Here is a 22153-nt window from a genome sequence, read left to right as displayed (position 1 = left end):
ACCGGTGCTCTCAGGTGGGGACTATCGCGATCGAGGGCGGGCTAGGGTCGCGGGTATGAGTGACGACCTGCTGACCCGGGCTCGGGCCTGGGCCGCCGAGGACCCGGACCCGCAGACCCGCGTCGAGCTCGAGGCGCTGATCGGGGCCGAGGATCTCGATGCTCTGGCCGACCCGTTCCGGGGCACCTTGGAGTTCGGCACCGCCGGCCTGCGCGGCGCGCTCGGCGCGGGACCGAACCGGATGAACCGGGTCGTCGTGCTGCGCGCCGCTGCCGGCCTCGTCGCCTACCTCAAGGACCAGGGCGCGGGCAGCAACGACTCCGTCGTCATCGGGTACGACGCCCGGCACAACTCCGACGTGTTCGCCCGCGACACCGCCGAGGTCGTCACCGGCGCGGGCCTGCGTGCGCTGCTCCTCCCCCGGCCGCTGCCCACGCCCCTGCTGGCGTACGCGATCCGCGCGCTCGGCTGCGTGGCCGGCGTCATGGTCACCGCCAGCCACAACCCGCCGCAGGACAACGGCTACAAGGTGTACCTCGGCGACGGCAGCCAGATCGTGCCGCCGGCGGACGCCGAGATCGCCGCCCGGATCGCTGAGGTCGGTGCGCTTGCGGACATTCCGCGCGGCACCACTGCAGTGACCCTGGACGAGGAGATCGTCGAGCAGTACGAGCACCGGGTGACCAGCCTGGTCGGTCCCGGCCCGCGCGACCTGTCCGTCGTCTACACCCCGATGCACGGGGTCGGTGGTCACACCGCCGTCGACGTGCTGCAGGCCGCCGGCTTCGCCGCGCCGCACGTCGTCACGCTGCAGGCCGAGCCCGACCCGGACTTCCCGACCGTGAGCTTCCCGAACCCCGAGGAACCCGGGGCGATGGACCTGGCGATGGAGCTCGCCGCCGAGGTCGGGGCGGACGTCGTGATCGCCAACGACCCGGACGCCGACCGCTGTGCCGTGGCCGTACCCACCGGTGACCGAACCGCGTCGAGATCCGGGTGGCGGATGCTGCGCGGCGACGAGGTCGGTGCCCTGCTCGCCCACCACCTGCTGACCAAGGGCAAGCGCGGCGTGTACGCCCAGTCGATCGTGTCCTCCAGCCTGCTCGGCGCGATGGCGACGGCTGCCGGCCAGGAGCACGTCGAGACGCTGACCGGCTTCAAGTGGATCGGCCGGATCCCAGGGCTGGCGTTCGGGTACGAGGAGGCGCTCGGCTACTGCGTCGACCCCGAGCAGGTGCGCGACAAGGACGGCGTCTCGGCGCTGCTGCTGGTCTGCGAGCTGGCGGCCGCGGCGAAGGCCGAGGGGCGCACGCTGCTCGACATCCTCGACGACATCGCCCGCGAGCACGGGCTGCACGCCACCGACCAGCTCAGCGTCCGGTTCACCGACCTCGAGCAGATCCCGGCGACGATGGCGCGGCTGCGCAACGAACCGCCCGCGACCATCGGCGGCCTCGCGGTCGAGCGACTCGACGACCTCGCGCTCGGCTCGGCCGACCTCCCCCCGACCGACGGTCTGCGGTTCGTGCTGGCCGATCGCGCGCGGGTGATCGTGCGGCCCTCGGGCACCGAGCCGAAGGTCAAGTGCTACCTCGAGGTCGTCGTACCGGTCGAGGAGGGTGAGGCGGAGGGAGTGGACGCGGCCCGGATCGCCGCGGCCGGTCGCCTCGACGCGATCCGCGCCGACGTGCAGGCAGCGGCGGGGTTGTGACCTGATGGGACGGCTGGGCGAGATCTGGGAGGAGCACCTGCTCCCCCGCGTGATCGACGTGACCTGCTCGGACCGGGCGACGGGCCGCTGGCGCGAGCAGATCTGCGCGCCCCTGGCCGGCGACGTCCTCGAGGTCGGCTTCGGGTCCGGGACCAACCTGCGGCACTACCCGGCTGCGGTCCGGCACCTGTCCGTCGTCGAGCCCTCCGAGCTCGCCTGGAGGCGGGCACGCAAGGGCGTGGAGGCCTTCGGGCGCCCGGTCGACCGGATCGGCCTGGACGGTGCCGAGCTGGTGCTCGCCGACGCCAGCGTCGACGCGGTCGTCTCGGCGTACACGATGTGCACGATCCCCGAGCTGGAGACGGCCCTGGCCGAGTTCCAACGGGTCCTCCGCCCGGGCGGCGCGCTGCACTTCGTCGAGCACTCCCTGTCCCCCGATGCCGAGGTGGCAGCGCGGCAGCACAAGCTGCAGCCGCGCTGGGGGAAGATCGCCGGCGGCTGTCACCTGGTGCGCGACATCCCGGCACTGGTGCGCGACGCGGGGTTCACCCTCGTCGACCTCGAGGAGCGCTACGCGCCGGGGCCCAAGTTCTCCCGCCCGTTCGGCTGGCTGACGATCGGTCGCGCGACCTTCTAGGTCACGAACAGCGAGACGACGAACGCGACCGCCGCGACGCCGAGCAGCGCGATCTCGAGCACGGCCCAGGACCGGACCGCCGGCCCCGCAGGCTTTCCTGTACGCCGGGCGTCCTCGGCCGCGGCCAGGATCTGCTCGGTCATCAGGTCGGCGAGCGCCTCGGGCGTGGACACGTCGAACCGCGCGGTCGGCGGGTCCACCGGCACCGCGACGCCGGTGTTCGGGCCGAAGTCACCGAGCTTGACCCGCTCGGGACCGTTCCGGACCATCTTGCGGATCCGCCGTCCCACCGCCACCGCGTCGTACGGCGTGCCGGAGGCGACGACCCGGGTCACGGCCCGCACCTGGACCACCTCGACGGAGGCGAGCGGGATCAGCCACGACGACAGCGGGTTGCGCAGCTCGACCTGGTCCGGGGCCCGGACGACGATCACCGGGCGCAGCATGGTCGCCCAGATCACCACCGCCCCACCGACGAATCCGCAGATCCACGGCGGGCGGGCGGCACCCACGTCGACGACGGCGAACACGGCGGCGAGGGCCACGCAGACGACCAGACCGAGCCAGCCGGTCACGGTCCCCGCGGTGGGTCCGTACCGCTGCTCGCCGCTCCCGGTCCTGATCCTCGCTGCCACGGCCTCAGCCTAGACAGGGGGTCCCGGCCGAGGGATTAGCCGGGGCCTGAGTTCGCTCCTAGACTGCTGGGATGACCACGGTGAAGGCAACGGCGCCCTCAACACCGGTCGGAGCAGCACTCGGCGAGGCGACCGCCTCGGAGGCCGCGCTCCGCCGGTTCCTGCACGGACTCCCTGGTGTCGACCAGGTCGGAGCCGAGCAGCGGGCGGCCGGCCTCGGGACCCGCTCCATCAAGACCTCGGCCAAGGAATTCGCGATCGACCTCGCGATCCGGATGGTCGACCTCACCACGCTCGAGGGCAACGACACCCCCGGCAAGGTACGCGCGCTCGCCACCAAGGCGATGCGCCCGGACCCGACCGACCCGAGTTGCCCGTCGACGGCCGCGGTGTGCGTGTACCCGGACATGGTCGGCACCGCGAAGAAGACCTTGAAGGGGTCCGGGGTGAAGGTCGCAGCGGTCGCGACGGCGTTCCCCAGCGGGCGGGCCGCCCGCGACATCAAGCTCGCGGACACCGCGGACGCCGTCGAGGCCGGTGCGGACGAGATCGACATGGTGATCGACCGGGGTGCGTTCCTCTCCGGCCGCTACATGGAGGTCTACGAGGAGATCGTCGCGGTCAAGGAGGCCTGCGGCAGCGCCCACCTCAAGGTCATCCTCGAGACCGGCGAGCTGCAGACCTACGACAACGTCCGCCGGGCGTCCTGGTTGGCCATGATGGCGGGCGGCCACTTCATCAAGACCTCCACCGGCAAGGTGCAGCCTGCCGCGACGCTGCCGGTCTCGCTGGTGATGCTCGAGGCGGTCCGGGACTTCCGCGAGGCCACCGGCCAGATGGTCGGTTACAAACCGGCGGGCGGGATCCGGCACAGCAAGGACGCCATCAAGTACCTGGTGATGGTCAACGAGGTCGCCGGGGACGACTGGCTCGACCCGGACTGGTTCCGGTTCGGTGCCTCGACGCTGCTCAACGACCTGCTGATGCAGCGCAAGAAGATGAAGACCGGCGCCTACTCCGGTCCCGACTACGTGACGTTGGACTGATAGCCATGGTTTCGACAAGCTCAACCACCGGACGCTTCGAGTACGCCCCGGCCCCCGAGTCGCGCGCGATCGTCGACATCAAGCCGTCGTACGGCTTGTTCGTCGACGGCGAGTTCGTCGACGGGCACGGAAAGTCCTTCAAGACGATCAGCCCGAGCACCGAGGAGGTGCTCGCCGAGGTGGCCGAGGCTGACGACGCCGACGTGGACAAGGCCGTCAAGGCGGCGCGGCGCGCCTACACCCGGGTGTGGTCGCGGATGTCCGGCGCCGAGCGCGGCAAGTACCTGTTCCGGATCGCCCGGATCATCCAGGAGCGGGCTCGCGAGTTCGCCGTGCTGGAGTCGATCGACAACGGCAAGCCGATCAAGGAGACCCGCGACGTCGACGTCCCGACGGTGGCCGCGCACTTCTTCTACTACGCCGGCTGGGCAGACAAGCTCGAGTTCTCTGGCTACGGCGCAGGACCTGAAGGCCCGAAGCCGCTCGGCGTCGCCGGCCAGGTCATCCCGTGGAACTTCCCGCTGCTGATGCTGGCGTGGAAGATCGCCCCTGCGCTGGCCTGCGGCAACACCGTCGTGCTCAAGCCGGCCGAGACCACCCCGCTGACCGCGATGCTGTTCGCCGAGGTCTGCCAACAGGCCGACCTGCCGCCCGGTGTCGTCAACATCGTCACCGGCGCCGGCGAGACCGGTCGGGCCATCGTGTCGCACCCCGACGTCAACAAGGTCGCGTTCACCGGCTCCACCGACGTCGGCCGGGCCATCGCGAAGGCCGTGGCCGGCTCGGACAAGCGGATAACCCTCGAGCTCGGCGGCAAGGCCGCCAACATCGTGTACGACGACGCGCCTGTCGACCAGGCCGTCGAGGGCATCGTCAACGGCATCTTCTTCAACCAGGGCCACGTCTGCTGCGCGGGATCGCGGCTGCTGGTCCAGGAATCGATCGCCGAGGAGGTGCTGGCCAAGCTCAAGCGGCGGATGAAGACGCTGCGCGTGGGTGACCCGCTGGACAAGAACACCGACATCGGGGCGATCAACTCCGCCGAGCAGCTGGCCAAGATCCGCGAGCTCTCGGAGATCGGCGAGGCCGAGGGCGCCGAGCGCTGGTCCCCGAAGTGCGACCTGCCGAGCACCGGCTTCTGGTTCCCGCCGACCATCTTCACCGGCGTCAGCCAGGCGCACCGGATCGCGCGCGAGGAGATCTTCGGGCCGGTCCTGTCGGTGATCACCTTCCGCACGCCGAAGGAGGCCGTCGAGAAGGCGAACAACACCCCGTTCGGCCTGTCGGCAGGCATCTGGACCGACAAGGGGTCGCTGATCCTCTGGACCGCGTCGCAGCTGCGTGCCGGTGTCGTCTGGTCCAACACGTTCAACCGCTTCGACCCGGCCTCGCCGTTCGGCGGCTACAAGGAGTCGGGCTACGGCCGCGAGGGTGGCCGTCACGGGCTGGAGGCCTACCTGAGATGAGCACGCGACTCGACGTGAAGAAGACCTACAAGCTCTACATCGGCGGCGACTTCCCGCGCTCGGAGTCGGGGCGCACCTTCGTCGTCAACGACGCGAAGGGCAAGTTCCTCGCGAACGCCGCGCAGGCGTCCCGCAAGGACGCTCGCGACGCCGTCCGGGCCGCGCGGACCGCGTTCGCCGGCTGGTCCGGCAGGACGGCGTACAACCGCGGTCAGGTGATCTACCGGATCGCCGAGGTGCTCGAGAGCCGCCGCGACCAGTTCGAGGCCGAGCTGCGTGCCGCGGAGGGCATCACGGCATCGAAGGCGCGCACGTACGTCGACGCGGCCGTCGACCGGCTGGTCTGGTACGCCGGCTGGGCCGACAAGATCGCCCAGGTCACCGGCGGCGCCAACCCGGTGGCCGGCCCGTACTTCAACCACTCGACCCCCGAGCCGTCCGGGGTGATCGCCGTCGTCGCGCCCGCGGGCCCGCTGCTCGGGCTGGTCAGCGTGGTCGCGCCGGTGATCACCACGGGCAACACCTGCGTGGTGATCGCCAGCGAGCCGCACCCGCTGACCGCGATCACGCTCGCCGAGGTGATGGCCACCAGCGACCTGCCCGGCGGCGTCGTCAACGTGCTCACCGGCTCGGCCGCCGAGATCGCCCCGTGGCTGGCCTCGCACCTCGACGTCAACGGGCTCGACCTCACCGGCGTCACCGACGCCGCGCTGGCCCGCGACCTGGAGGCGTCGGCCGCCGAGAACCTCAAGCGGGTCCGCCGTCCTGGCCTGGAGGACCTGCTCGAGACGCCCCCGCTCGACCGGATGACCAAGTTCCTGGAGACGAAGACCGTCTGGCACCCGATGGGGCTGTGACGGTGCTCGCCGTCCTGGTGGTCGCCACCGTGACGTCCGGCATCCTGGCCGGCGCGTTCCTGCTCTACGCGCACGCCGTCATGCCTGCCCTGCGCCGGTTCGACGACGCGGCGTTCGTGCACGCCTTCGCGAGGCTCGACCGCGCGATCGTGAACCCGGTCTTCCTGGTCACCGGCTTCCTCGGGGCACCGGTCGCCACTGCGGTCGCTGCGGCGCTGACCGAGGGCGACGCACGGCTCTGGGTGCTGGCGGCCCTGACGATGCACGTGACGATGGTCGTCGTGACCGCGGCGGTCAACGTCCCTCGCAACGACGCGCTGAAGGCGGCCGACGCTGCCGGCGAGGACCCGACCGTGGCACGAACCGCCTTCGACGAGGCGCGCTGGGCCCGCTGGAACCTGTTACGCGTGCTGCTCAGCACCGGCGCGACCGTCGCGCTGGCACGGAGCATCGCCTTGTGTGCCTGAGCGCGTCACCGACGACGCGCTGAGGCACACGACCTGCTCAGCCGTCCCGCACCAGAGCCGCGATGCCTGCGCGGGACTGCACCTTCAGCCGGTCGAACAGGTCCGACACGTGCTTCTCGACGGTCTTCTCGCTGATCCCGAGCACGGCCGCGATCGCGGCGTTCGACCGACCCTCGGCCACCAGGTCGGCCACCGACCGCTGCCGCGGGGTCAGGTCGAGGTGCCCAGAACGACCGGTGCGCTCCGAGGCGGGCAGGTGTTGCCCGATCCCGACCCGCGACGGGGCGCCGAGCGCTTCGAGCACCGAGGCGACGTGCCCCTCGACCGTGCGCTCGGAGACGAACAGCCGGGCGCCGATCTCCCGGTTGCGCAAGCCCTGGGCAGCCAGCAGCCCGACGAGCTTCTGCCGGTCGGTCAGCGAGTCCCAGCCCTGACCGAGCACGTTGCGCACCCGCCGTCCGCGCAGGGCGAGCTCGCGAGCGGCCCACTCGCGGACGGCCCTGGCCCCGGTGCCGGCCGCCAGCCGGGCCACCTCCTCGAGGCCCTCGACGTCGACGGGACCGGTGCCCTGGGCGCGGGACGCCGCCGCGTTGAGCAGCTGGGACCGGAGCACCTCGAGCGATCCCCCGACGAGCGCGGCGCGCTGCTGCGAGAGCGTCGACTCCCGGGCGCCCGTCTCGGGGTCGTCCAGGGCAAGGGCGAGCCGGGCACGGCTGCGCGCGAGGGCGGCGCTGGCCATGTCGTGGGCGTCGACGGGCAACGCCTCGGCGAGCTCCACCCAGGCGCGCGCACCACCGGCATCGCCGCGGGCGATGGTCGCCTCGACCAGGATCTCGTAGGCGTAGGTACGGTCGACGATCTGGTAGCGCGGGAGGTAGGCACCGCCGCCGCCGTGCAGCAGCAGGGACTCGACCGCCTCCACCCGACCCTCGGCCTGCTTGGCGAACGCGGCGAGCACGAACGCGGCCGACTCCAGGTAGGTGCGGGGCTCGGGGAGCTCGTCGGCCAGACCGTCGGCGAACGCCGCAGCACGACCGGGCTCGCCCTCGTGGGCGGCGACGAAGGCGCGTACGCCGCGCGCGATGCGGTCGACCGCCGGCCACGCGTCGCTGCGCCCGTCGGCGAGCACGAGGTCGATCTGCTCGCGCGCTTCGGTCACCCGGCCCTGGAACGCCAGCGACCGGGCCAGGGCGACCTGGTTCCAGGCCCAGTAGGTGCCGTCACCGAAGTCGGCGAGCGCGCCGGCCTGGGCCACCGCGAGCCGTTCGGCCCGGGTGATCTGACCCGCGGACATCGCGGTCTCGACGGTGACGAAGGCGCCGAGCCCCAGGTACGCGGAGGAGACCGGGCCCTCGTCCTCGTACGTCGGCTGGTGGGCCAGGCAGACCGCCGAGACGAAGTCGGCCACCTGCCGGGTGATCGGGTCCCCGGGCTCGGGCAACCAGGCCAGGGCCGCGTCGAACTCGCAGGTGAGCACCTGGGTGAAGGCGAGCACCGCCTCGGCGTCGGCGCACGGTCCGTGGGCCCGCAGGTGCGCCTCGGCCGCCGCGCGGGCGGCCAGCGGGTCGTGGGACAGCGCGAGGGCCGCGATGTCCCCCAGATCCGCCTCCATGCCTCGAAACCTAGCGGGGTGACGACGTGCTCGCGGACGGTCCGCGAAAGAATGGGGACATGCCCGCGACCACCCCACCTACCCAGGCTCGGGTGGTCGTGGTCGCCGGTCCTTCCGGCTCAGGCAAGTCGCGCCTGACCCGTCGCCTCGGGGTGCCGACCATCAACCTGGACGACTTCTACAAGGACGGGGACGACCCGACGTTGCCGATGGTCGAGCTCGCGGGCGGGGACCCGGTCGTCGACTGGGACTCCCCCGAGTCGTGGAACGCCGCCGACGCGGTGCGCGCGCTGGCCACGTTCTGCGCAGCGGGCGCCGCGGAGGTGCCGACGTACGACATCGCGACGAGTCGGCGTACGGGGATGCACCGGGTGTCGCTGGACGGCTCGCACCTGGTGGTCGCCGAGGGGATCTTCGCCCAGGAGATCGTCACCGAGTGCCGCCGCCTGGGCGTGCTCGCCGACGCCGTCTGCGTGACCCAGCACCCCGCGATCACCTTCGTACGGCGCTTCACCCGCGACCTGCGCGAGCACCGCAAGCCCCCGTTCTTCCTGCTCCGCCGCGGGCTGCACCTGGCGCTCGCCCAGCGCAAGATCGTCGAGCGCGCGCGGTCGTTGGGCTGCCGGGTGGTCGACGGCGACACGGCGTACGCCGAGCTCAGCCGCCTGATCTGAGGGAACCCTTGACGTGCTCCTGAGAGACTGAGAGACTTTTCGTATTCTCTCTCAGGAGGCGTCGTGACCTCACTTCTCGACCAACCCGTCGCCACCAGCGACCCGATCCTCGACGGCGCGCTCTCGGCGTTCCTCGACTTCGGCGTACGCCGGACGAACATGGCCGAGATCGCCCGTCGCGCGGGCATCAGCCCGGCCACGCTCTACCGCCGGTACGCCCAGAAGTCCGACATCGTCGCCGCGGTCGGCCTGCGCGAGGCGACCGAGATCCTGGCCGACCTCGAGGCCGCGGTGGACGTCACCGCTCCCCCGCTCGACCAGCTCACCGTCCTGCACCTGACCGTCTCGACGCGCCTGCGCTCCAACGAGCTCCTCCAGCGGGTGCTGGCCACCGAGCCGGAGTCGGTGCTCCCGAAGATCACCGTCGACGCCGACCCGATCCTGGAGATCGGTCGCGGCTACCTCGCGGCCTTCCTGACCCGGCTCCAGGACGAGGGGCACCTGCCGGCGTACGACGTGCGGCCGGTCGCCGACTGCCTGGCACGGCTGGCCCAATCCGAGGTGCTCACACCCTCGACGCAACCCCTCACCGACGCCGAGGCCCGGGCCTTCGTCCGCGACCACCTCGCCCCGTTCATCCGCCTCGCACCGGAAGGAACCAACCGATGACCAGCACCCTCCCCGACCAGCGCGCCGGATCTCGCCAGGCTCGATCAGCGGAGGCGACGCCCGACGTACGGCGCTGCGCCGAGCCCGGCGGCATCCTGTGGGAGAGCACCGGACTGGTGACCTTCTCGCTGACCACAGGCAGCGCGTTCCTGCTGCAGACGATGGAGCCCTCGATCGGCGCTGTCGTCGATGCGCACTCGACCTTCCGCACCGACCCGATCGGGCGCGGCCTGCGCAGCCTCGCCTCGGTGATGATGTGGGTCTACGGCGACGAGGAGTCGCTGGTCGAGGTCGAGCGTCTCCGCGAGATGCACGCGACCCTCAACGTCACCGACGAGAACGGCGTCCGGCACACGGCGCTGTCGTCGGGTCCGTGGGCCTGGGTGCTGCTGACGGGAGTGCACGCCTACACCGAGGGCGCGAAGTACTTCGGCGACGGAACCGACCTCGACGTCGACGGGATGTACGAGGAGATGAAGCAGCTGATGCGCGGCTTCAAGGTGGCGGAGAAGGAGATCCCACCGACGTACGCCGACTTCGTGCCGTTCTTCGAGCAGAAGATCGCCGAGCAGCTGGAGAACAACCAGGTCTCCCAGGACTTCCTGGCCGGCATCCGGCACCCCGGCCCGCCGCTGGGGACGCCGGCGCTGCTCAAGCCCGTCTGGCGGCTGCTCACCAACCCGCTCGGTTACGTGCAGTACCTCGCGACCGTCGGCACCGTGCCGCAGGTGGCGCGCGACAAGCTCGGCCTCACCCTGGACCACGAGTCAGGAGCGCCAGCTCCGCCTGCTCGGGAAGGTCGTCGCCCGGGTGGTGCCGCTGCTGCCCGAGCGGCTGCGCTACCTCCCGATCGCCTACGAGGCCCGCCGGTTGGAGCGTGACCACACCCGCAACACCGCGCGGCTGCGGAAGGTGATCGACCTCCGCCCCATGTAGCGCTGACCGGGCCCAGATGTCCCGCCCCGGTGCGCCGAGCGGGCCCACATGTCCCACCCTAGGGCGCCGAGCGGGCGCAGATGTCCCGCCGAACCACGCCGAGAGGGCGCGGATGTTCGCGCATGCAGTCAGGTCAGAGCACCAACGCGTGACATCTGAGCCCGGTCGGCGCACCGGGGTGAGACATCCCAGACCTCTCGGCGCGCCGAGGCGGGACATCCCAGACCTCTCGGCGTGTGCCGGCGGGACATCCCAGACCTCTCGGCGTGTGCCGGCGGGACATCCCAGACCTCTCGGCGTGTGCCGGCGGGACATCCCAGACCTCTCGGCGTCAGGCGCGGAGCGACGCGTACCCGGGCTTGATGACCTCGTTGATGATCTTCAGCCGCTGCTCGAACCCGAGGAACGCCGACTTCATCGCGTTCACGGTCACCCACTGCAGGTCGTCGAGCCCCCAGTCGAAGGCGTCGACCAGGGCAGCCATCTCGGTGGTCATCGAGGTTCCGCTCATCAGTCGGTTGTCGGTGTTCACCGTGACCCGGAAGCGAAGCTTGGCGAGCAGCCCGATCGGGTGCTCCGCGATCGAGGCGGCCGCGCCGGTCTGGATGTTGGAGTGCGGGCAGAGCTCGAGCGGGATCCGCTTGTCCCGGACGTACGCCGCCAACCGGCCCAGGGAGGCGTTGCCCGCAGCGTCCAGGGTGATGTCGTCGACGATCCGCACGCCGTGGCCGAGCCGGTCGGCACCGCACCACTGGATCGCCTCCCAGATCGACGGCAGGCCGAAGCCCTCGCCGGCGTGGATCGTGAAGTGCGCGTTCTCGCGCTGCAGGTACTCGAACGCGTCGAGGTGCCGGGTCGGCGGGTAGCCCGCCTCGGCGCCCGCGATGTCGAAGCCGACGACCCCGTTGTCCCGGTGCGCGACCGCCAGCTCGGCGATCTGCCGCGAGTTGGCCTGGTGCCGCATCGCCGTCAGCAGCTGACGGACGACGATCCCGGTGGACGCCTCTCCCTGCTCGAAGCCCGCCTGCACGGCGTTGACCACCTCCTCGAGCGTCAGCCCGTTGTCGAGGTGCTGCTCGGGGGCGTAGCGGATCTCGGCGTACACGACACCGTCGGCGGCGAGGTCCTCGACGCACTCCCGGGCGACGCGGGTGAGGTTGTCCGCGGTCTGCATCACCGCGACGGTGTGGATGAACGTCTCCAGGTAGCGCTCGAGCGATCCCGAGTCGGCGGCGTCGACGAACCACTTCTCCAGGGAAGCGGCGTCGGGGGCCGGCAGCTCGTGGCCGATCTCACCGGCGAGCTCGACGATCGTCGCCGGTCGCAGGCCGCCGTCGAGGTGATCATGGAGCAAGACCTTGGGTGCTCGACGGACGGTCTCCCTAGTAAGTTCTCCCATACGGCCATCCAAGCACTTCGCACCGAAAGAGTCCCTCATGCGCACGTTCACCACCTTCGACGAGGTCATCAAGGCAGCCGGCGAGGAGATCGGCACCTCCGACTGGCTGGAGATCACCCAGGAGCGGGTCGACACCTTCGCCGAGGCGACCGGTGACCACCAGTGGATCCACGTCGACGTCGAGCGCGCCAAGGAGGGTCCGTTCGGGGGCACGATCGCACACGGGTACCTCACGCTGTCCCTGGTTCCCGGTCTGACCGACCAGGTGATGACGCTCGAGACGCCGGGCGCCAAGCTGAACTACGGCGTGAACAAGGTCCGCTTCCCGAGCCCCGTGCCGGTGGGCTCGCGGGTGCGCGCGCACGTGTCGATCGGCGAGGTCACCGAGATCCCGGCCGGCTACCAGCTGACGATGAAGTACGTCGTGGAGATCGAGAACGCCGACAAGCCCGCGTGCGTCGCGGAGAGCGTCGTCCTGCTGCTGTCGTAGCCGATTCGATGAGGTGCTCGCGCCCGACGGCGACCGACGCACCAGCTCGACCGGTGCTGATGCGAAGGTTCTGAACCTCTCAGGTCCGGAACCAGACCCTCAAGGCGACTTTTGAACCTTGCTGGTCCACAACAGACGAGTCACCCGCAGGTTCTGAACCAGCAAAGCTCAAAATGGAAACTCACCCTCGGTTCTGAACGAGCACGGTTCATCACGTCGCGGCGGCGCCCAGGACAAGAGGGACTTCGAAGCAATCTCCGCACGGGAGTCCTCGAGGCGCTGTCGGTCCTAGCTGATCCGGTCGTGGATCAGCGGCGTCGACTCGTACGCCGTCCCTGACGGCGCGATGTCGTAGCCACCTTCGAGCGAGGCCAGCGCCCGCTCGAAGCGCTCCGGCTCGTCGGTGTGCAGGGTCAGCAGCGGCGCACCCGCGGTGATCTCGTCACCGGGCCGCGCGTGCCACTCCACGCCGGCACCCGCCTGGACGTCGTCGCCCAGCGCAGCGCGTCCGGCACCCAGCCGCCACGCGGCCAGTCCGACCGCCATCGCGTCCAGCCGGGTCAGCACCCCGGTCGTCGGTGCCGGTACCACGTGCGTCTCCTTGGCCACCGGCAGCGCCGCGTGCGGGTCGCCGCCCTGGGCGGCGATCATCGCGTTCCAGGCGTCCATCGCACCACCCGAGGCGAGCACGTCGGCCGGGTCCACGTCCTCGCGCCCGGCGCCAGCGAGCATCTCCCGGGCCAGCGCGACGGTCAGCTCGACGACGTCGGCTGGCCCGCCCCCGGCGAGCACCTCGACGGACTCGCGGACCTCGAGCGCGTTGCCGGCGGTGAGACCGAGCGGCGTCGACATGTCGGTGAGGAGTGCGACCGTGTGCACGCCGGCGTCCTTGCCCAGGCCGACCATCGTGCGGGCCAGCTCGGTGGCCCGGTCGAGGTCCTTCATGAACGCCCCGGTGCCGACCTTGACGTCGAGCACCAACGAACCGGTGCCCTCCGCGATCTTCTTGCTCATGATCGAGGACGCGATCAGCGGGATGGCCTCCACCGTGCCGGTGACGTCGCGCAGGGCGTAGAGCTTCTTGTCGGCCGGCGCCAGGCCGGTGCCGGCCGCACAGATCACCGCGCCGACGTCCTCGAGCTGGGCGAACATCTCCTCGTTCGAGAGCGCCGCCCGCCAGCCGGGGATCGCCTCAAGCTTGTCCAGCGTGCCGCCGGTGTGACCGAGGCCGCGACCCGACAGCTGCGGGACCGCGACGCCGCACGCGGCGACCAGGGGTGCCAGCGGCAGGGTGATCTTGTCGCCGACCCCACCGGTCGAGTGCTTGTCCGAGGTGGGGCGGGAGAGGCCGGAGAAGTCCATCCGCTCCCCCGAGGCGATCATCGCGGCTGTCCAGCGGGAGATCTCGCGCAGGTTCATCCCGTTGAGCAGGATCGCCATCGCCAGCGCCGACATCTGCTCGTCGCGGACGACGCCGTGGGTGTACGCGTCGATCACCCAGTCGATCTGGGAGTCGGTCAGCTCGTGACCCTCGCGCTTGGCGATGATCACCTCGATGGCGTCGTGTGCTGCGGACATGCTCAATCCTCACTAGGTTTCGACCAGCTCAAACACCGGGGCCAGCTCAAACACCGGTGGTCACCGGGACGGAGTGGTAGCCGCGGAGCACGAAGGTCCCCCGCGGCACGGGCGGACCATCCAGGCGCAGGTCCGGGTAGACGTTGAACAGGTGGAACAGCGACTCGCTCAGCTCCATCCGGGCCAGCGGGGCGCCCAGGCAGAAGTGCACCCCGACCCCGAAGGCCAGGTGCGGATTCGTCGCCCGGTCAGGCCGGAACTCGTCGGGCTCGGCGAAGACGGCCGGGTCGCGGTTCGCCGACCCGAGCAGCACCGCGACCTTCTCACCCGCCGCGACCGGGACGCCGCCGACCTCGAGGTCCTCGGTCGCGGTGCGCTCGAAGAGCTGCAGCGCGGAGTCGAAGCGCAGCATCTCCTCGACGGTCGCCGCCGTGTCCTCGGCGGGACGCAGCCCGCGCTCGAGCATCGCGACGAGCCCGTTGCCGAACACGTTCACCGACGCCTCGTGGCCGGCGTTGAGCAGCAGCACGACGGCAGCGACCACCTCGTCGTCGCTGAGCTCGGTCGCCACCAGGTCGGTGATCAGGTCGTCGACCGGCGTACGGCGGCGCTGGTCGGCCAGGTCGCGGACCAGGTCCGCGAAGTCCACCGATGCCCGGACCGCGGCGTCGACCACTTCGGGAGACGGCGACGGCTCGTACATACGGACGATCGCCTGGGACCAGTCCCGCAGCGACAGCGTGTGCTCGGCCGGGACGCCGAGCAGCTCGGCGATCACCAGCACCGGCAGCGGCTCCGCGTAGTCGGCGATCACATCGAACTCGTCACCGCCCTGCACGGCCGCCTCCGCGAGCAGCTCCGCCGCCAGGTCGACGACCCGGGGGCGCAGCCGCTCGATGTGACCTCGCCCGAAGGCCGAGGCCACCGGGCGGCGCAGGCGGGTGTGCGTCGGCGGCTCGTTCTCCATCATCTGGTTGCGGTGCAGGAGGTTGAACGGCTCCAGGTACGGAGCCGGCTCCTTGTCGGTCCACAACCGGCCCAACCGTCGGTCCCGCTGGACCGCGCTGACCCCGGCGTGGTCGAAGACCAGGTACAGACCCAGTCCCTCGTGCCAGGCGACCGGGTGCGCCGCCCGCTCCTCGGCGAAGAACGGGTACGGGTCGGCGACGACCTCGGGCGAGCTCAGGTCAATGGAGGTCGTCGGCACCGAAGGCATCCGGCAGCACCTCATCCATCCGCTTCACGCCGTGCGTGGTGAGCACCTCGAGGTCGGGCCCGCCGTGCTCCCAGAGCAGCTGGCGGCAGCGACCGCACGGCATCAGCACCTCGCCGGCACCGTTGACGCAGGCGAAGTGCGTCAGCCGACCGCCCCCGGAGAGCACCAGCTGCGAGATCAGTCCGCACTCGGCGCACAGCGCCACGCCGTACGCCGCGTTCTCCACGTTGCACCCGGTCACGAAGCGACCGTCGGCGACCCGCGCGGCAGCGCCCACCGGGAACTTCGAGTACGGCGCGTAGGCGTTCTTCATCGCGCCCTTGGCCGCCGTCACCAGGGCGTCCCAGTCGAAGTTCACCCGGACGACCCCTTCCGGTAGATCTGGCCGTCGGCCTTCGGCATGCGTAGTCGCTGGGCGAAGAACGCCAGCGCCAGCAGCGTCACGACGTACGGCGTCATGGACGTGAAGTCCTTCGGCACCTCGTCGGTGGTCAGGTACCAGACCAGGAACAGGCCGCCGAAGATGCCGACCACGAGCGCCGTCCTCCTCGAGCCCTTGACCAGCTGGTAGACCGCGTAGGCCAGCAGGCCGATCGCGATCAGCAGCAGCAGCGCGTGCACGGTCTCCGCGCTGCGCCAGGCGCAGGCTGTCGGTGTAGCCGAACATCAGCGAGCCGAGCAGGCCGCCGCCGGGCTTCCAGTTGCCGAAGATCATCGCGGCGAGGCCGATGTAGCCGCGCCCGTTCGTCTGATCGGTGTGGAAGCCGGGCGAGGACACCAGGGCCAGGTAGCCGCCGCCGAGGCCGGCGAGACCGCCGGAGACGAGTACAGCGGCGTACTTGTGCCGGATCACGTTGACGCCGAGGCTCTCGGCGGCCTGCGGGTTCTCGCCGCAGGACCGCAGCCGCAGGCCGAAGGTGGTGCGCCACAGGATCAGTGCCGTCGCGACGACGAGGGCGAAGACGATGTAGGTCACCACCGAGACGTTGTTCGTCAGCGCAGCCACCAGCGAGGCGACGTCGGAGACCACGAACCAGTGCTTGTCGGCCAGCGACGTCGCCGCGTCCGTGAGCCCGGGAACCTCCTCGAGCACCGGCGGTTTCATCAGGCCGGTCAGCTGCTGGGCACCGCCGCGGCCGAACTCCGAGTTCAGGTCCGAGAAGAACGCCTCGGCGAGGAACGTGGTGAGACCGAGCGCGATCGTGTTGAGCGCGACACCGGAGACGATGTGGTCGACGCCGAACGTCACTGTCGCGAGCGCGTGGATCAGTCCGCCGAGGACACCGAACGCCACCGCGCCGAGCAGACCAGTCCACGGGCCGTACCAGTAGGTGAAGTAGGCGCCGCCCCAGGTGCCGAGCAGCATCTGGCCCTCGAGGCCGATGTTGACCACTCCGGCACGCTCGGCCCACAGACCGCCCAGGGCGGCCAGCAGGATCGGGCAGGTCGCGGTGATCGCGGCCCGCAGGCTCGCCTGGGAGTCGAGCTCCTGGGCGTCGGTGAGGATCCGGACGGCCGAGATCGAGCAGAGCGCTGCGAACCCGACCAGGAGGTACATCCGGGTGCGCGAGGAGGCGGACATCCGCGTCTTCTTCGTCGGGGCGGCCACGGTGCTCATGCGGTCACCTCCGTCTTCGGTCCGCTGTCCAACGCTGCGCGGAGCTCACGTTGCTCCCGGGCGACTCCCCAGCGTCTGACGACCTCGTAGGCGACCACGACCGCGAGGACGACGACGCCCTGGGTGATCTGCACGATCGACGGAGAGATGTCGGCGTCCAGCGTCAGCGGGTTCGCCTGCTCCGAGAGCCAGGCGAACAGCACCGCACCGAAGGCCATTCCGAGCGGCCGGTTGCGTCCGAGCAGCGCGACGGCGATGCCGGTGAAGCCGAGCAGCGGCTGGAAGCTGGTCCCGTAGGAGTTGGCCCCGCCGAACAGTGCCGGCATCCAGATCAGGCCGGCGATACCCCCGGAGAGCAGCATCGAGATGACGACCATCTTCTTCACGTTCACACCGGAGGCGACAGCGGCGTCCTCGTTGGTGCCGGTGGCGCGCAGGTCGAAGCCGAACCGGGTCCGGTTGATGACGAACGACATCGAGACCCCGGCCAGCACGGCGATCAGCGCGAGCGTCCAGATGGCGCCGTCGCCGACGTCCCAGGGTTGCCAGCCTGCGAGCCGGCTGCTGTCCGGGATCGGCGTCGTACGACGGCCCTGACCGGCTTCGTCACCGTAGTTGTTCAGCAGGTAGCCGACGATGGTCACCGCGATCGCGTTGAGCATGATGGTCGAGATGACCTCGCTCACGCCACGGGTCACCTTGAGCACCCCGGCGATCCCGGCCCAGACGGCTCCGACCGTCACGGCCACCACCAGGGCGAGCAGGATGTTGAGCTTGCCCGGCAGCAACGCCTCACCGGCGATCCACGCGGCCATGTACGCCGCGATCGTGTACTGGCCCTCGACCCCGATGTTGAACAGGTTCATCCGGAACCCGATGGAAGCGGCCAGCGCCGCCAGGAACAGCATCGAGGTCTGGTTGACGATGTTGACGATGTTGCGGTGGTTCGGAGCCCGGAAGAGCACCGAGAAGAAGTCGCCCACCGACGCACCGGCGATGACCACCACCAGGCTGGTGACCAGCATCGAGACGACCACCGCGATCAGCGGGGCCAGCAGGGACCGGGCGACGGTCTGGCTGAGCTTCACGGCGTTCATGCGCCCTTGCCCCCCGTCATCGCCGAGCCGAGGTCCTGGGGCGTCACCGACCGCGGGTCGAACCGGCCGACGAGCTCACCGCGCAGGATGACGTCGATGGTGTCGGACAGACCGATCAGCTCGTCGAGGTCGGCCGAGATCAGCAGCACTCCGAGTCCTTCCCTGCGGGCTCGCTTGATGTGGTCCCAGATCGCCGCCTGGGCACCGACGTCGACACCGCGCGTGGGGTGGGAGGCGATCAGCAGGACCGGGTCGCCGCTCATCTCCCGGCCGACGATCAGCTTCTGCTGGTTGCCGCCGGACAGGGCGCGGGCGCTGGTGGAGATCGAGGGCGTGCGGACGTCGTACTCGCGCACGATCCGCTCGGTGTCGGCCTTGGCGTCCTTGGCCTGGATCAGCAGCCCGTTGCTCGAGGGCGGCCGGGTCTGGTGTCCGAGGATCCGGTTCTCCCAGAGCGGGGCGTCGAGCAGGAGCCCGTGCCGGTGCCGGTCGGCAGGCACGAACCCGATCCCGGCTTCGCGTCGCTCGCGGGTGTCCCAGGAGGCGATGTCGACCCCGTTGAGGGCGATCGTGCCGCTCCCCTTGCGCATCCCCATGATGGTCTCGACCAGCTCCTCCTGGCCGTTGCCCTCGACGCCGGCGATGCCGAGCACCTCACCCTTGCGGATGCTCAGGCTGATGCCCTTCAGCAGCGGGCGACCGCCCTCGCCCTCGAGGCCGACGTCGCTGAGCGAGAGCAGCACCGTGTCGGTGACCGTGGACTCCTCGGTCTCCGGCGACGGCAGCTCCGAGCCGACCATCAGCTCGGCGAGCTGCTTCTTGGTGGCCGTCCTCGGGTCGGCCTCACCGACGGTGGCGCCGCGACGCATCACCGTGATGTCGTCGGCGATGGCCAGGACCTCGTCGAGCTTGTGGCTGATGAACAGCACGGTGTGGCCCGAGGCCCGCAGCTCCCGGAGGTTCGCGAAGAGCGCGTCCACCTCCTGGGGCACGAGGACCGCGGTCGGCTCGTCCAGGATGATGATCTTGGCGCCCCGGTAGAGCACCTTGAGGATCTCGACCCGCTGGCGCTGCCCGACGCCGAGGTCCTCGACCAGCTCGTCCGGGTCGAGGCCGAAGCCGTAGGCGTCGGAGATCCGGGTGATCTCGTCGCGGGCGCGGTCGCCGATGCCGAAGAGCTTCTCGGCACCGAGGACGACGTTCTCGAGGACCGTCAGGTTGTCGGCGAGCATGAAGTGCTGGAACACCATGCCGATGCCGACCTTGATCGCGTCGGTCGGCGAGGAGAAGGAGACCTGGGTCCCGTCGACCTCGATCGTGCCGCCGTCCGGCTTCTGGACCCCGTACAGGATCTTCATCAGCGTCGACTTGCCGGCACCGTTCTCACCGATCAGCGCGTGCACGGTGGCCGGCCTGATGGTGATGTTGACGTCGTGGTTGGCCACGACCCCGGGGAACTGCTTGAGGATGTCGCGGAGGACGATCCCCCCGGATCGCTCGGTGGCGGCTGCGCTCACGAACACTCCCTCGTGCACGGGTGGAGAACGAATAAGGCCCGGACCCAAACGTATACCGTCTGGATCCGGGCCTTCGGGTCGATCAGGGCTTGTCAGGAACCGTGATGTCGCCGGACTTGATCTTCGCTGCCGCTTCGTCGATCTGCGACTTGATGCTGTCGACGAACCCGCCGGACGTCGAGTAGCCGACGCCGTCCTTCGCCAGGTCGTAGGTGACGTAGCTGGTCACCGGCGAACCGTCGGCGACCGACTTGATCATGTCGAAGGTCGCGACGTCGACGCGCTTGAGCATCGAGGTCAGGATGTGGGTCTTCTGGTTGTCCGGGGCGGTCAGGTACTGGTCGGAGTCGACGCCGATGGCCCACTTGCCGTCGCCGGCGTCGGCCGCGGCCTCGAACACACCGGAGCCGGAGGCACCCGAGGCGTGGTAGACCACGTCGGCGCCGCCGTCGAACTCAGCAGTGGCGGCTTCCTTGCCACCCGCCGGGTCGCCGAAGCCGGAGAGGTCGCTCTCCTCGATGTACTTGACGTCGACCTTGATGTCGGGCTTGACGGACTTGGCGCCCGCCACGTAGCCGGCCTCGAACTTCTTGATGAGGTCGTTGTGGACGCCACCGACGAAGCCGATCTTGCCGCTCTTGGTGGTCAGCGCCGCGGCGACACCCACCAGGTAGGAGCCCTGGTTCTCGGCGAAGCCGAGGTAGGCGACGTTGGCGTTGGCCTTGGCATCGGGGTCGAAGCCGTCGATCACACCGAAGTTGATGTTCGGGTAGTTCGGGGCGACCGCGTTGATGGCGTCGCTGTAGGCGAAGCCGACGCCGATGATCGGGTTGAGGCCCTTGTCGGCCATGTCCTTGAGGCGGGTCTCGCGCGCGGCCTCGGCCTCGCCCTCGGTGGCCTCGCCCTCGACACAGGTCGCGCCGAGCTCCTCCACGGCCTTCGCCAGACCGGTGTAGGCGGAGTCGTTGAACGACTGGTCGCCCTGGCCTCCGACGTCGTACGCGAGGCCGACCTTCGGGCCGTCACCCTTGGCGGTCTCGCAGACGTCCTTGCTGGCGCTGCCCTTGTTTCCGGAGTCACCGGACTTGTCGTCGTTCTTGCCGCAACCGACCAGCGCCAGGGACGCGACCAGTGCTACGACAGCGATCTTGCTCATGCGACGCAAGATGCCCTCCTAGGGATGTTGGGGCGCACCGCTCGGCACGGCGCGGATTCGTCGTCACCATATGCGGGTGCACCGTCCGGGGATAGGACGATCTCGGGCATTGACCGAGTTGTTACCGATCGGTGACCAAGCACCGATGACGGCGTGGTTCAGAGCGCCCGGATGGCGGTCGCACCCAGGACCTTGGCCCCGATCCCGATGGCTGCTTCGTCGATCCGGAGGTCGCCCTGGTGCAGGTCGTACGTCGGTCCGCCCGGGGTCCGGGTGCCCAACCGGGCCATCGCGCCGGATGCGCGTTCGAGGTACCAGGCGAAGTCCTCGCCGCCGAGGCTCTGCGCGGTGCTGACCAGGCCCTCGGGGCCGAGCACGTCCTCGATCGCCGCGCCCATGGTCCGGGTCGCGGAGGTCGCGTTGACCACCGGCGGGACACCGCGCGTGTAGGTCACCTCGGTGCTCACGCCGTACGGGCTGACGATCGCCGCGATGGTCTCGCGCACGATCTGCTCCGCGTCCGCCCACGCCACGGCGTCGAGCATCCGGACGGTGCCGGCCAGGCGGCCGGTCGACGGGATCACGTTCATGGCGGCCCCGGAGTGCAGCATCCCCCAGACCACGCTGACCCCGGCCCGCGGGTCGAGGCGGCGCGAGAGGACGGCGGGCAGCTCGGTGACGAGCTTGCCGAGGGCGAAGGTGAGGTCCTCGGTGAGGTGCGGTCGCGAGGTGTGCCCACCCCTGCCGGACAGCTCGATCTCCAGCGAGTCCGCCGCACCGGTCAACGGTCCCTCGCGCAGGCCGATGCGACCGATGTCCAGGGACGGGTCGCAGTGCAGCATGTAGATCTGACCGACACTGGCCATCACCCCGGCCTCGATGCTCATCAGCGCACCGCCGGGCATGATCTCCTCGGCCGGCTGGAAGATGAGTCGGACGCGTCCCGGGAGCTCGTCGGCGATCTCGTTCAGGGCGAGCCCGACACCGATCAGCGAGCTGGTGTGGACGTCGTGGCCGCAGGCGTGCGCGACGCCGTCGACGGTGCTCGCCCACGGGTCCCCCGTGCGGTCGGCGACCGGGAGGGCGTCCAGGTCGGCGCGCAGGGCGACGATCGGACCGGTGCCGTGACCGAGGTCGGCGTACAGGCCGCTGCCGGGCAGCAGGGTGACGTCGATGCCGGCCGCGCCGAGCCGCTTCGCGACCAGCGCGGTCGTGCGCTCCTCGCGCCAGGACAACTCCGGGTGCGCGTGCAGCTCGCGGCGGACCTCGATCAGGTCGTCAGCGATCCGATCGACACCGGCGGAGAACCGGTCGATCAGTGCGGAGGTCGGCCCGGGAGTCGGCCCGGAAGGCGGCAGCGTGGACACAAGTA

20 protein-coding genes and 1 pseudogene are annotated in these 22153 nt (G+C 70.4%); 10 read left to right on the top strand and 11 right to left on the bottom strand.

The window, feature by feature from the left end; translation table 11 throughout:
* Nucleotides 1-55: 55 nt before the first annotated feature.
* Both ABIE44_RS14440 and ABIE44_RS14435 read left to right on the top strand, forming a co-directional pair.
* Nucleotides 56-1711 (top strand): phospho-sugar mutase, encoded by a 1656-nt coding sequence (locus ABIE44_RS14440; protein WP_209716186.1) that lies wholly within the window; start codon nt 56-58, stop codon nt 1709-1711.
* A gap of 4 nt (nt 1712-1715) precedes the next feature.
* A complete protein-coding gene (locus tag ABIE44_RS14435; RefSeq protein WP_209716189.1) occupies nt 1716-2348 on the top strand; it encodes a class I SAM-dependent methyltransferase in 633 nt (210 codons plus the stop codon).
* Here ABIE44_RS14435 and ABIE44_RS14430 read toward each other — a convergent pair.
* Complete coding sequence (locus ABIE44_RS14430) at nt 2345-2983, bottom strand: hypothetical protein (RefSeq protein ID WP_209716193.1); 639 nt, start codon at nt 2981-2983, stop codon at nt 2345-2347. The two genes, ABIE44_RS14435 and ABIE44_RS14430, sit on opposite strands and share 4 nt — an antisense overlap.
* Nucleotides 2984-3054: 71 nt before the next feature.
* Here ABIE44_RS14430 and deoC point away from each other — a divergent pair, with 71 nt between their 5' ends.
* The 4 genes from deoC to ABIE44_RS14410 are packed head-to-tail and all read left to right on the top strand — an operon-like array spanning nt 3055 to nt 6819.
* A complete protein-coding gene (gene deoC, locus ABIE44_RS14425; protein WP_209716197.1) occupies nt 3055-4029 on the top strand; it encodes a deoxyribose-phosphate aldolase in 975 nt (324 codons plus the stop codon).
* Nucleotides 4030-4034: 5 nt separating this feature from the next.
* On the top strand, nt 4035-5495 hold the full coding sequence (locus tag ABIE44_RS14420) for an aldehyde dehydrogenase family protein (RefSeq protein ID WP_209716200.1): 1461 nt from the start codon (nt 4035-4037) through the stop codon (nt 5493-5495).
* Nucleotides 5492-6352, top strand: coding sequence for an aldehyde dehydrogenase family protein (locus ABIE44_RS14415; RefSeq protein ID WP_209716203.1), 861 nt, complete (start codon nt 5492-5494; stop codon nt 6350-6352). The genes ABIE44_RS14420 and ABIE44_RS14415 overlap by 4 nt, the downstream gene beginning before the upstream one ends.
* Complete coding sequence (locus ABIE44_RS14410; protein WP_209716206.1) at nt 6349-6819, top strand: anthrone oxygenase family protein; 471 nt, start codon at nt 6349-6351, stop codon at nt 6817-6819. Before ABIE44_RS14415 ends, ABIE44_RS14410 begins: the two co-directional genes overlap by 4 nt.
* A 37-nt stretch (nt 6820-6856) precedes the next feature.
* Here the strand turns inward: ABIE44_RS14410 and ABIE44_RS14405 are convergent, their stop codons facing one another.
* The gene (locus tag ABIE44_RS14405; RefSeq protein WP_209716208.1) at nt 6857-8431 is read right to left on the bottom strand and encodes a helix-turn-helix transcriptional regulator; all 1575 of its coding nucleotides are present in this window, start codon (nt 8429-8431) and stop codon (nt 6857-6859) included.
* A 59-nt stretch (nt 8432-8490) separates the two neighbouring features.
* Here ABIE44_RS14405 and ABIE44_RS14400 point away from each other — a divergent pair, with 59 nt between their 5' ends.
* The 3 genes from ABIE44_RS14400 (at nt 8491) to ABIE44_RS14390 (ending at nt 10655) form a co-directional block, all read left to right on the top strand.
* On the top strand, nt 8491-9105 hold the full coding sequence (locus tag ABIE44_RS14400) for a uridine kinase family protein (protein ID WP_209716212.1): 615 nt from the start codon (nt 8491-8493) through the stop codon (nt 9103-9105).
* A 63-nt stretch (nt 9106-9168) separates the two neighbouring features.
* Complete coding sequence (locus ABIE44_RS14395) at nt 9169-9774, top strand: TetR/AcrR family transcriptional regulator (protein ID WP_209716216.1); 606 nt, start codon at nt 9169-9171, stop codon at nt 9772-9774.
* Entirely contained in the window at nt 9771-10655 is an 885-nt protein-coding gene (locus ABIE44_RS14390) for an oxygenase MpaB family protein (protein ID WP_354438088.1), read from the top strand. The genes ABIE44_RS14395 and ABIE44_RS14390 overlap by 4 nt, the downstream gene beginning before the upstream one ends.
* A gap of 386 nt (nt 10656-11041) precedes the next feature.
* On the opposite strand, the gene ABIE44_RS14385 is transcribed toward ABIE44_RS14390, so the two are convergent.
* Nucleotides 11042-12109: an adenosine deaminase gene (locus ABIE44_RS14385; RefSeq protein ID WP_209716221.1), complete on the bottom strand. Its 1068-nt coding sequence runs from the start codon at nt 12107-12109 to the stop codon at nt 11042-11044.
* Nucleotides 12110-12146: 37 nt separating this feature from the next.
* Here ABIE44_RS14385 and ABIE44_RS14380 point away from each other — a divergent pair, with 37 nt between their 5' ends.
* Nucleotides 12147-12599 (top strand): MaoC family dehydratase, encoded by a 453-nt coding sequence (locus tag ABIE44_RS14380; protein ID WP_209716224.1) that lies wholly within the window; start codon nt 12147-12149, stop codon nt 12597-12599.
* A gap of 288 nt (nt 12600-12887) precedes the next feature.
* Here the strand turns inward: ABIE44_RS14380 and ABIE44_RS14375 are convergent, their stop codons facing one another.
* The 8 genes and pseudogenes from ABIE44_RS14375 to ABIE44_RS14340 form a co-directional block, all read right to left on the bottom strand.
* Nucleotides 12888-14177 (bottom strand): thymidine phosphorylase, encoded by a 1290-nt coding sequence (locus tag ABIE44_RS14375; RefSeq protein ID WP_209716226.1) that lies wholly within the window; start codon nt 14175-14177, stop codon nt 12888-12890.
* 46 nt (nt 14178-14223) lie between these two features.
* Nucleotides 14224-15393, bottom strand: coding sequence for a cytochrome P450 (locus ABIE44_RS14370; protein WP_209716229.1), 1170 nt, complete (start codon nt 15391-15393; stop codon nt 14224-14226).
* A complete protein-coding gene (locus ABIE44_RS14365; protein WP_209716232.1) occupies nt 15365-15751 on the bottom strand; it encodes a cytidine deaminase in 387 nt (128 codons plus the stop codon). Before ABIE44_RS14365 ends, ABIE44_RS14370 begins: the two co-directional genes overlap by 29 nt.
* A 339-nt stretch (nt 15752-16090) precedes the next feature.
* Nucleotides 16091-16951: pseudogene (locus tag ABIE44_RS14360) on the bottom strand (ABC transporter permease); the annotation flags it as partial.
* 56 nt (nt 16952-17007) lie between these two features.
* Nucleotides 17008-18108: an ABC transporter permease gene (locus tag ABIE44_RS14355; RefSeq protein WP_209716234.1), complete on the bottom strand. Its 1101-nt coding sequence runs from the start codon at nt 18106-18108 to the stop codon at nt 17008-17010.
* Entirely contained in the window at nt 18105-19625 is a 1521-nt protein-coding gene (locus tag ABIE44_RS14350) for an ABC transporter ATP-binding protein (RefSeq protein ID WP_354438087.1), read from the bottom strand. Before ABIE44_RS14350 ends, ABIE44_RS14355 begins: the two co-directional genes overlap by 4 nt.
* Before the next feature lie 82 nt (nt 19626-19707).
* On the bottom strand, nt 19708-20781 hold the full coding sequence (locus tag ABIE44_RS14345; protein ID WP_209716237.1) for a BMP family lipoprotein: 1074 nt from the start codon (nt 20779-20781) through the stop codon (nt 19708-19710).
* A 158-nt stretch (nt 20782-20939) separates the two neighbouring features.
* Nucleotides 20940-22148 (bottom strand): amidohydrolase, encoded by a 1209-nt coding sequence (locus ABIE44_RS14340; protein ID WP_354438086.1) that lies wholly within the window; start codon nt 22146-22148, stop codon nt 20940-20942.
* Nucleotides 22149-22153: the final 5 nt, after the last annotated feature.

It is taken from the genome of Marmoricola sp. OAE513 (genome assembly GCF_040546585.1).
Taxonomy (GTDB): domain Bacteria; phylum Actinomycetota; class Actinomycetes; order Propionibacteriales; family Nocardioidaceae; genus Marmoricola.
This window is presented reverse-complemented; position numbering and strand designations above follow the sequence as displayed.

Excerpts from the sequence above, each read along its gene's own strand:
- ABIE44_RS14440 (WP_209716186.1), top strand. The coding sequence starts at position 56 with ATGAGTGACGACCTGCTGACCCGGGCTCGGGCCTGGGCCGCCGAGGAC.
- ABIE44_RS14435 (WP_209716189.1), top strand. The coding sequence starts at position 1,716 with ATGGGACGGCTGGGCGAGATCTGGGAGGAGCACCTGCTCCCCCGCGTG.
- deoC (WP_209716197.1), top strand. The coding sequence starts at position 3,055 with ATGACCACGGTGAAGGCAACGGCGCCCTCAACACCGGTCGGAGCAGCA.
- ABIE44_RS14420 (WP_209716200.1), top strand. The coding sequence starts at position 4,035 with ATGGTTTCGACAAGCTCAACCACCGGACGCTTCGAGTACGCCCCGGCC.
- ABIE44_RS14415 (WP_209716203.1), top strand. The coding sequence starts at position 5,492 with ATGAGCACGCGACTCGACGTGAAGAAGACCTACAAGCTCTACATCGGC.
- ABIE44_RS14405 (WP_209716208.1), bottom strand. The coding sequence starts at position 8,431 with ATGGAGGCGGATCTGGGGGACATCGCGGCCCTCGCGCTGTCCCACGAC.
- ABIE44_RS14400 (WP_209716212.1), top strand. The coding sequence starts at position 8,491 with ATGCCCGCGACCACCCCACCTACCCAGGCTCGGGTGGTCGTGGTCGCC.
- ABIE44_RS14390 (WP_354438088.1), top strand. The coding sequence starts at position 9,771 with ATGACCAGCACCCTCCCCGACCAGCGCGCCGGATCTCGCCAGGCTCGA.
- ABIE44_RS14385 (WP_209716221.1), bottom strand. The coding sequence starts at position 12,109 with ATGGGAGAACTTACTAGGGAGACCGTCCGTCGAGCACCCAAGGTCTTG.
- ABIE44_RS14380 (WP_209716224.1), top strand. The coding sequence starts at position 12,147 with ATGCGCACGTTCACCACCTTCGACGAGGTCATCAAGGCAGCCGGCGAG.
- ABIE44_RS14375 (WP_209716226.1), bottom strand. The coding sequence starts at position 14,177 with ATGTCCGCAGCACACGACGCCATCGAGGTGATCATCGCCAAGCGCGAG.
- ABIE44_RS14370 (WP_209716229.1), bottom strand. The coding sequence starts at position 15,393 with ATGCCTTCGGTGCCGACGACCTCCATTGACCTGAGCTCGCCCGAGGTC.
- ABIE44_RS14355 (WP_209716234.1), bottom strand. The coding sequence starts at position 18,108 with ATGAACGCCGTGAAGCTCAGCCAGACCGTCGCCCGGTCCCTGCTGGCC.
- ABIE44_RS14345 (WP_209716237.1), bottom strand. The coding sequence starts at position 20,781 with ATGAGCAAGATCGCTGTCGTAGCACTGGTCGCGTCCCTGGCGCTGGTC.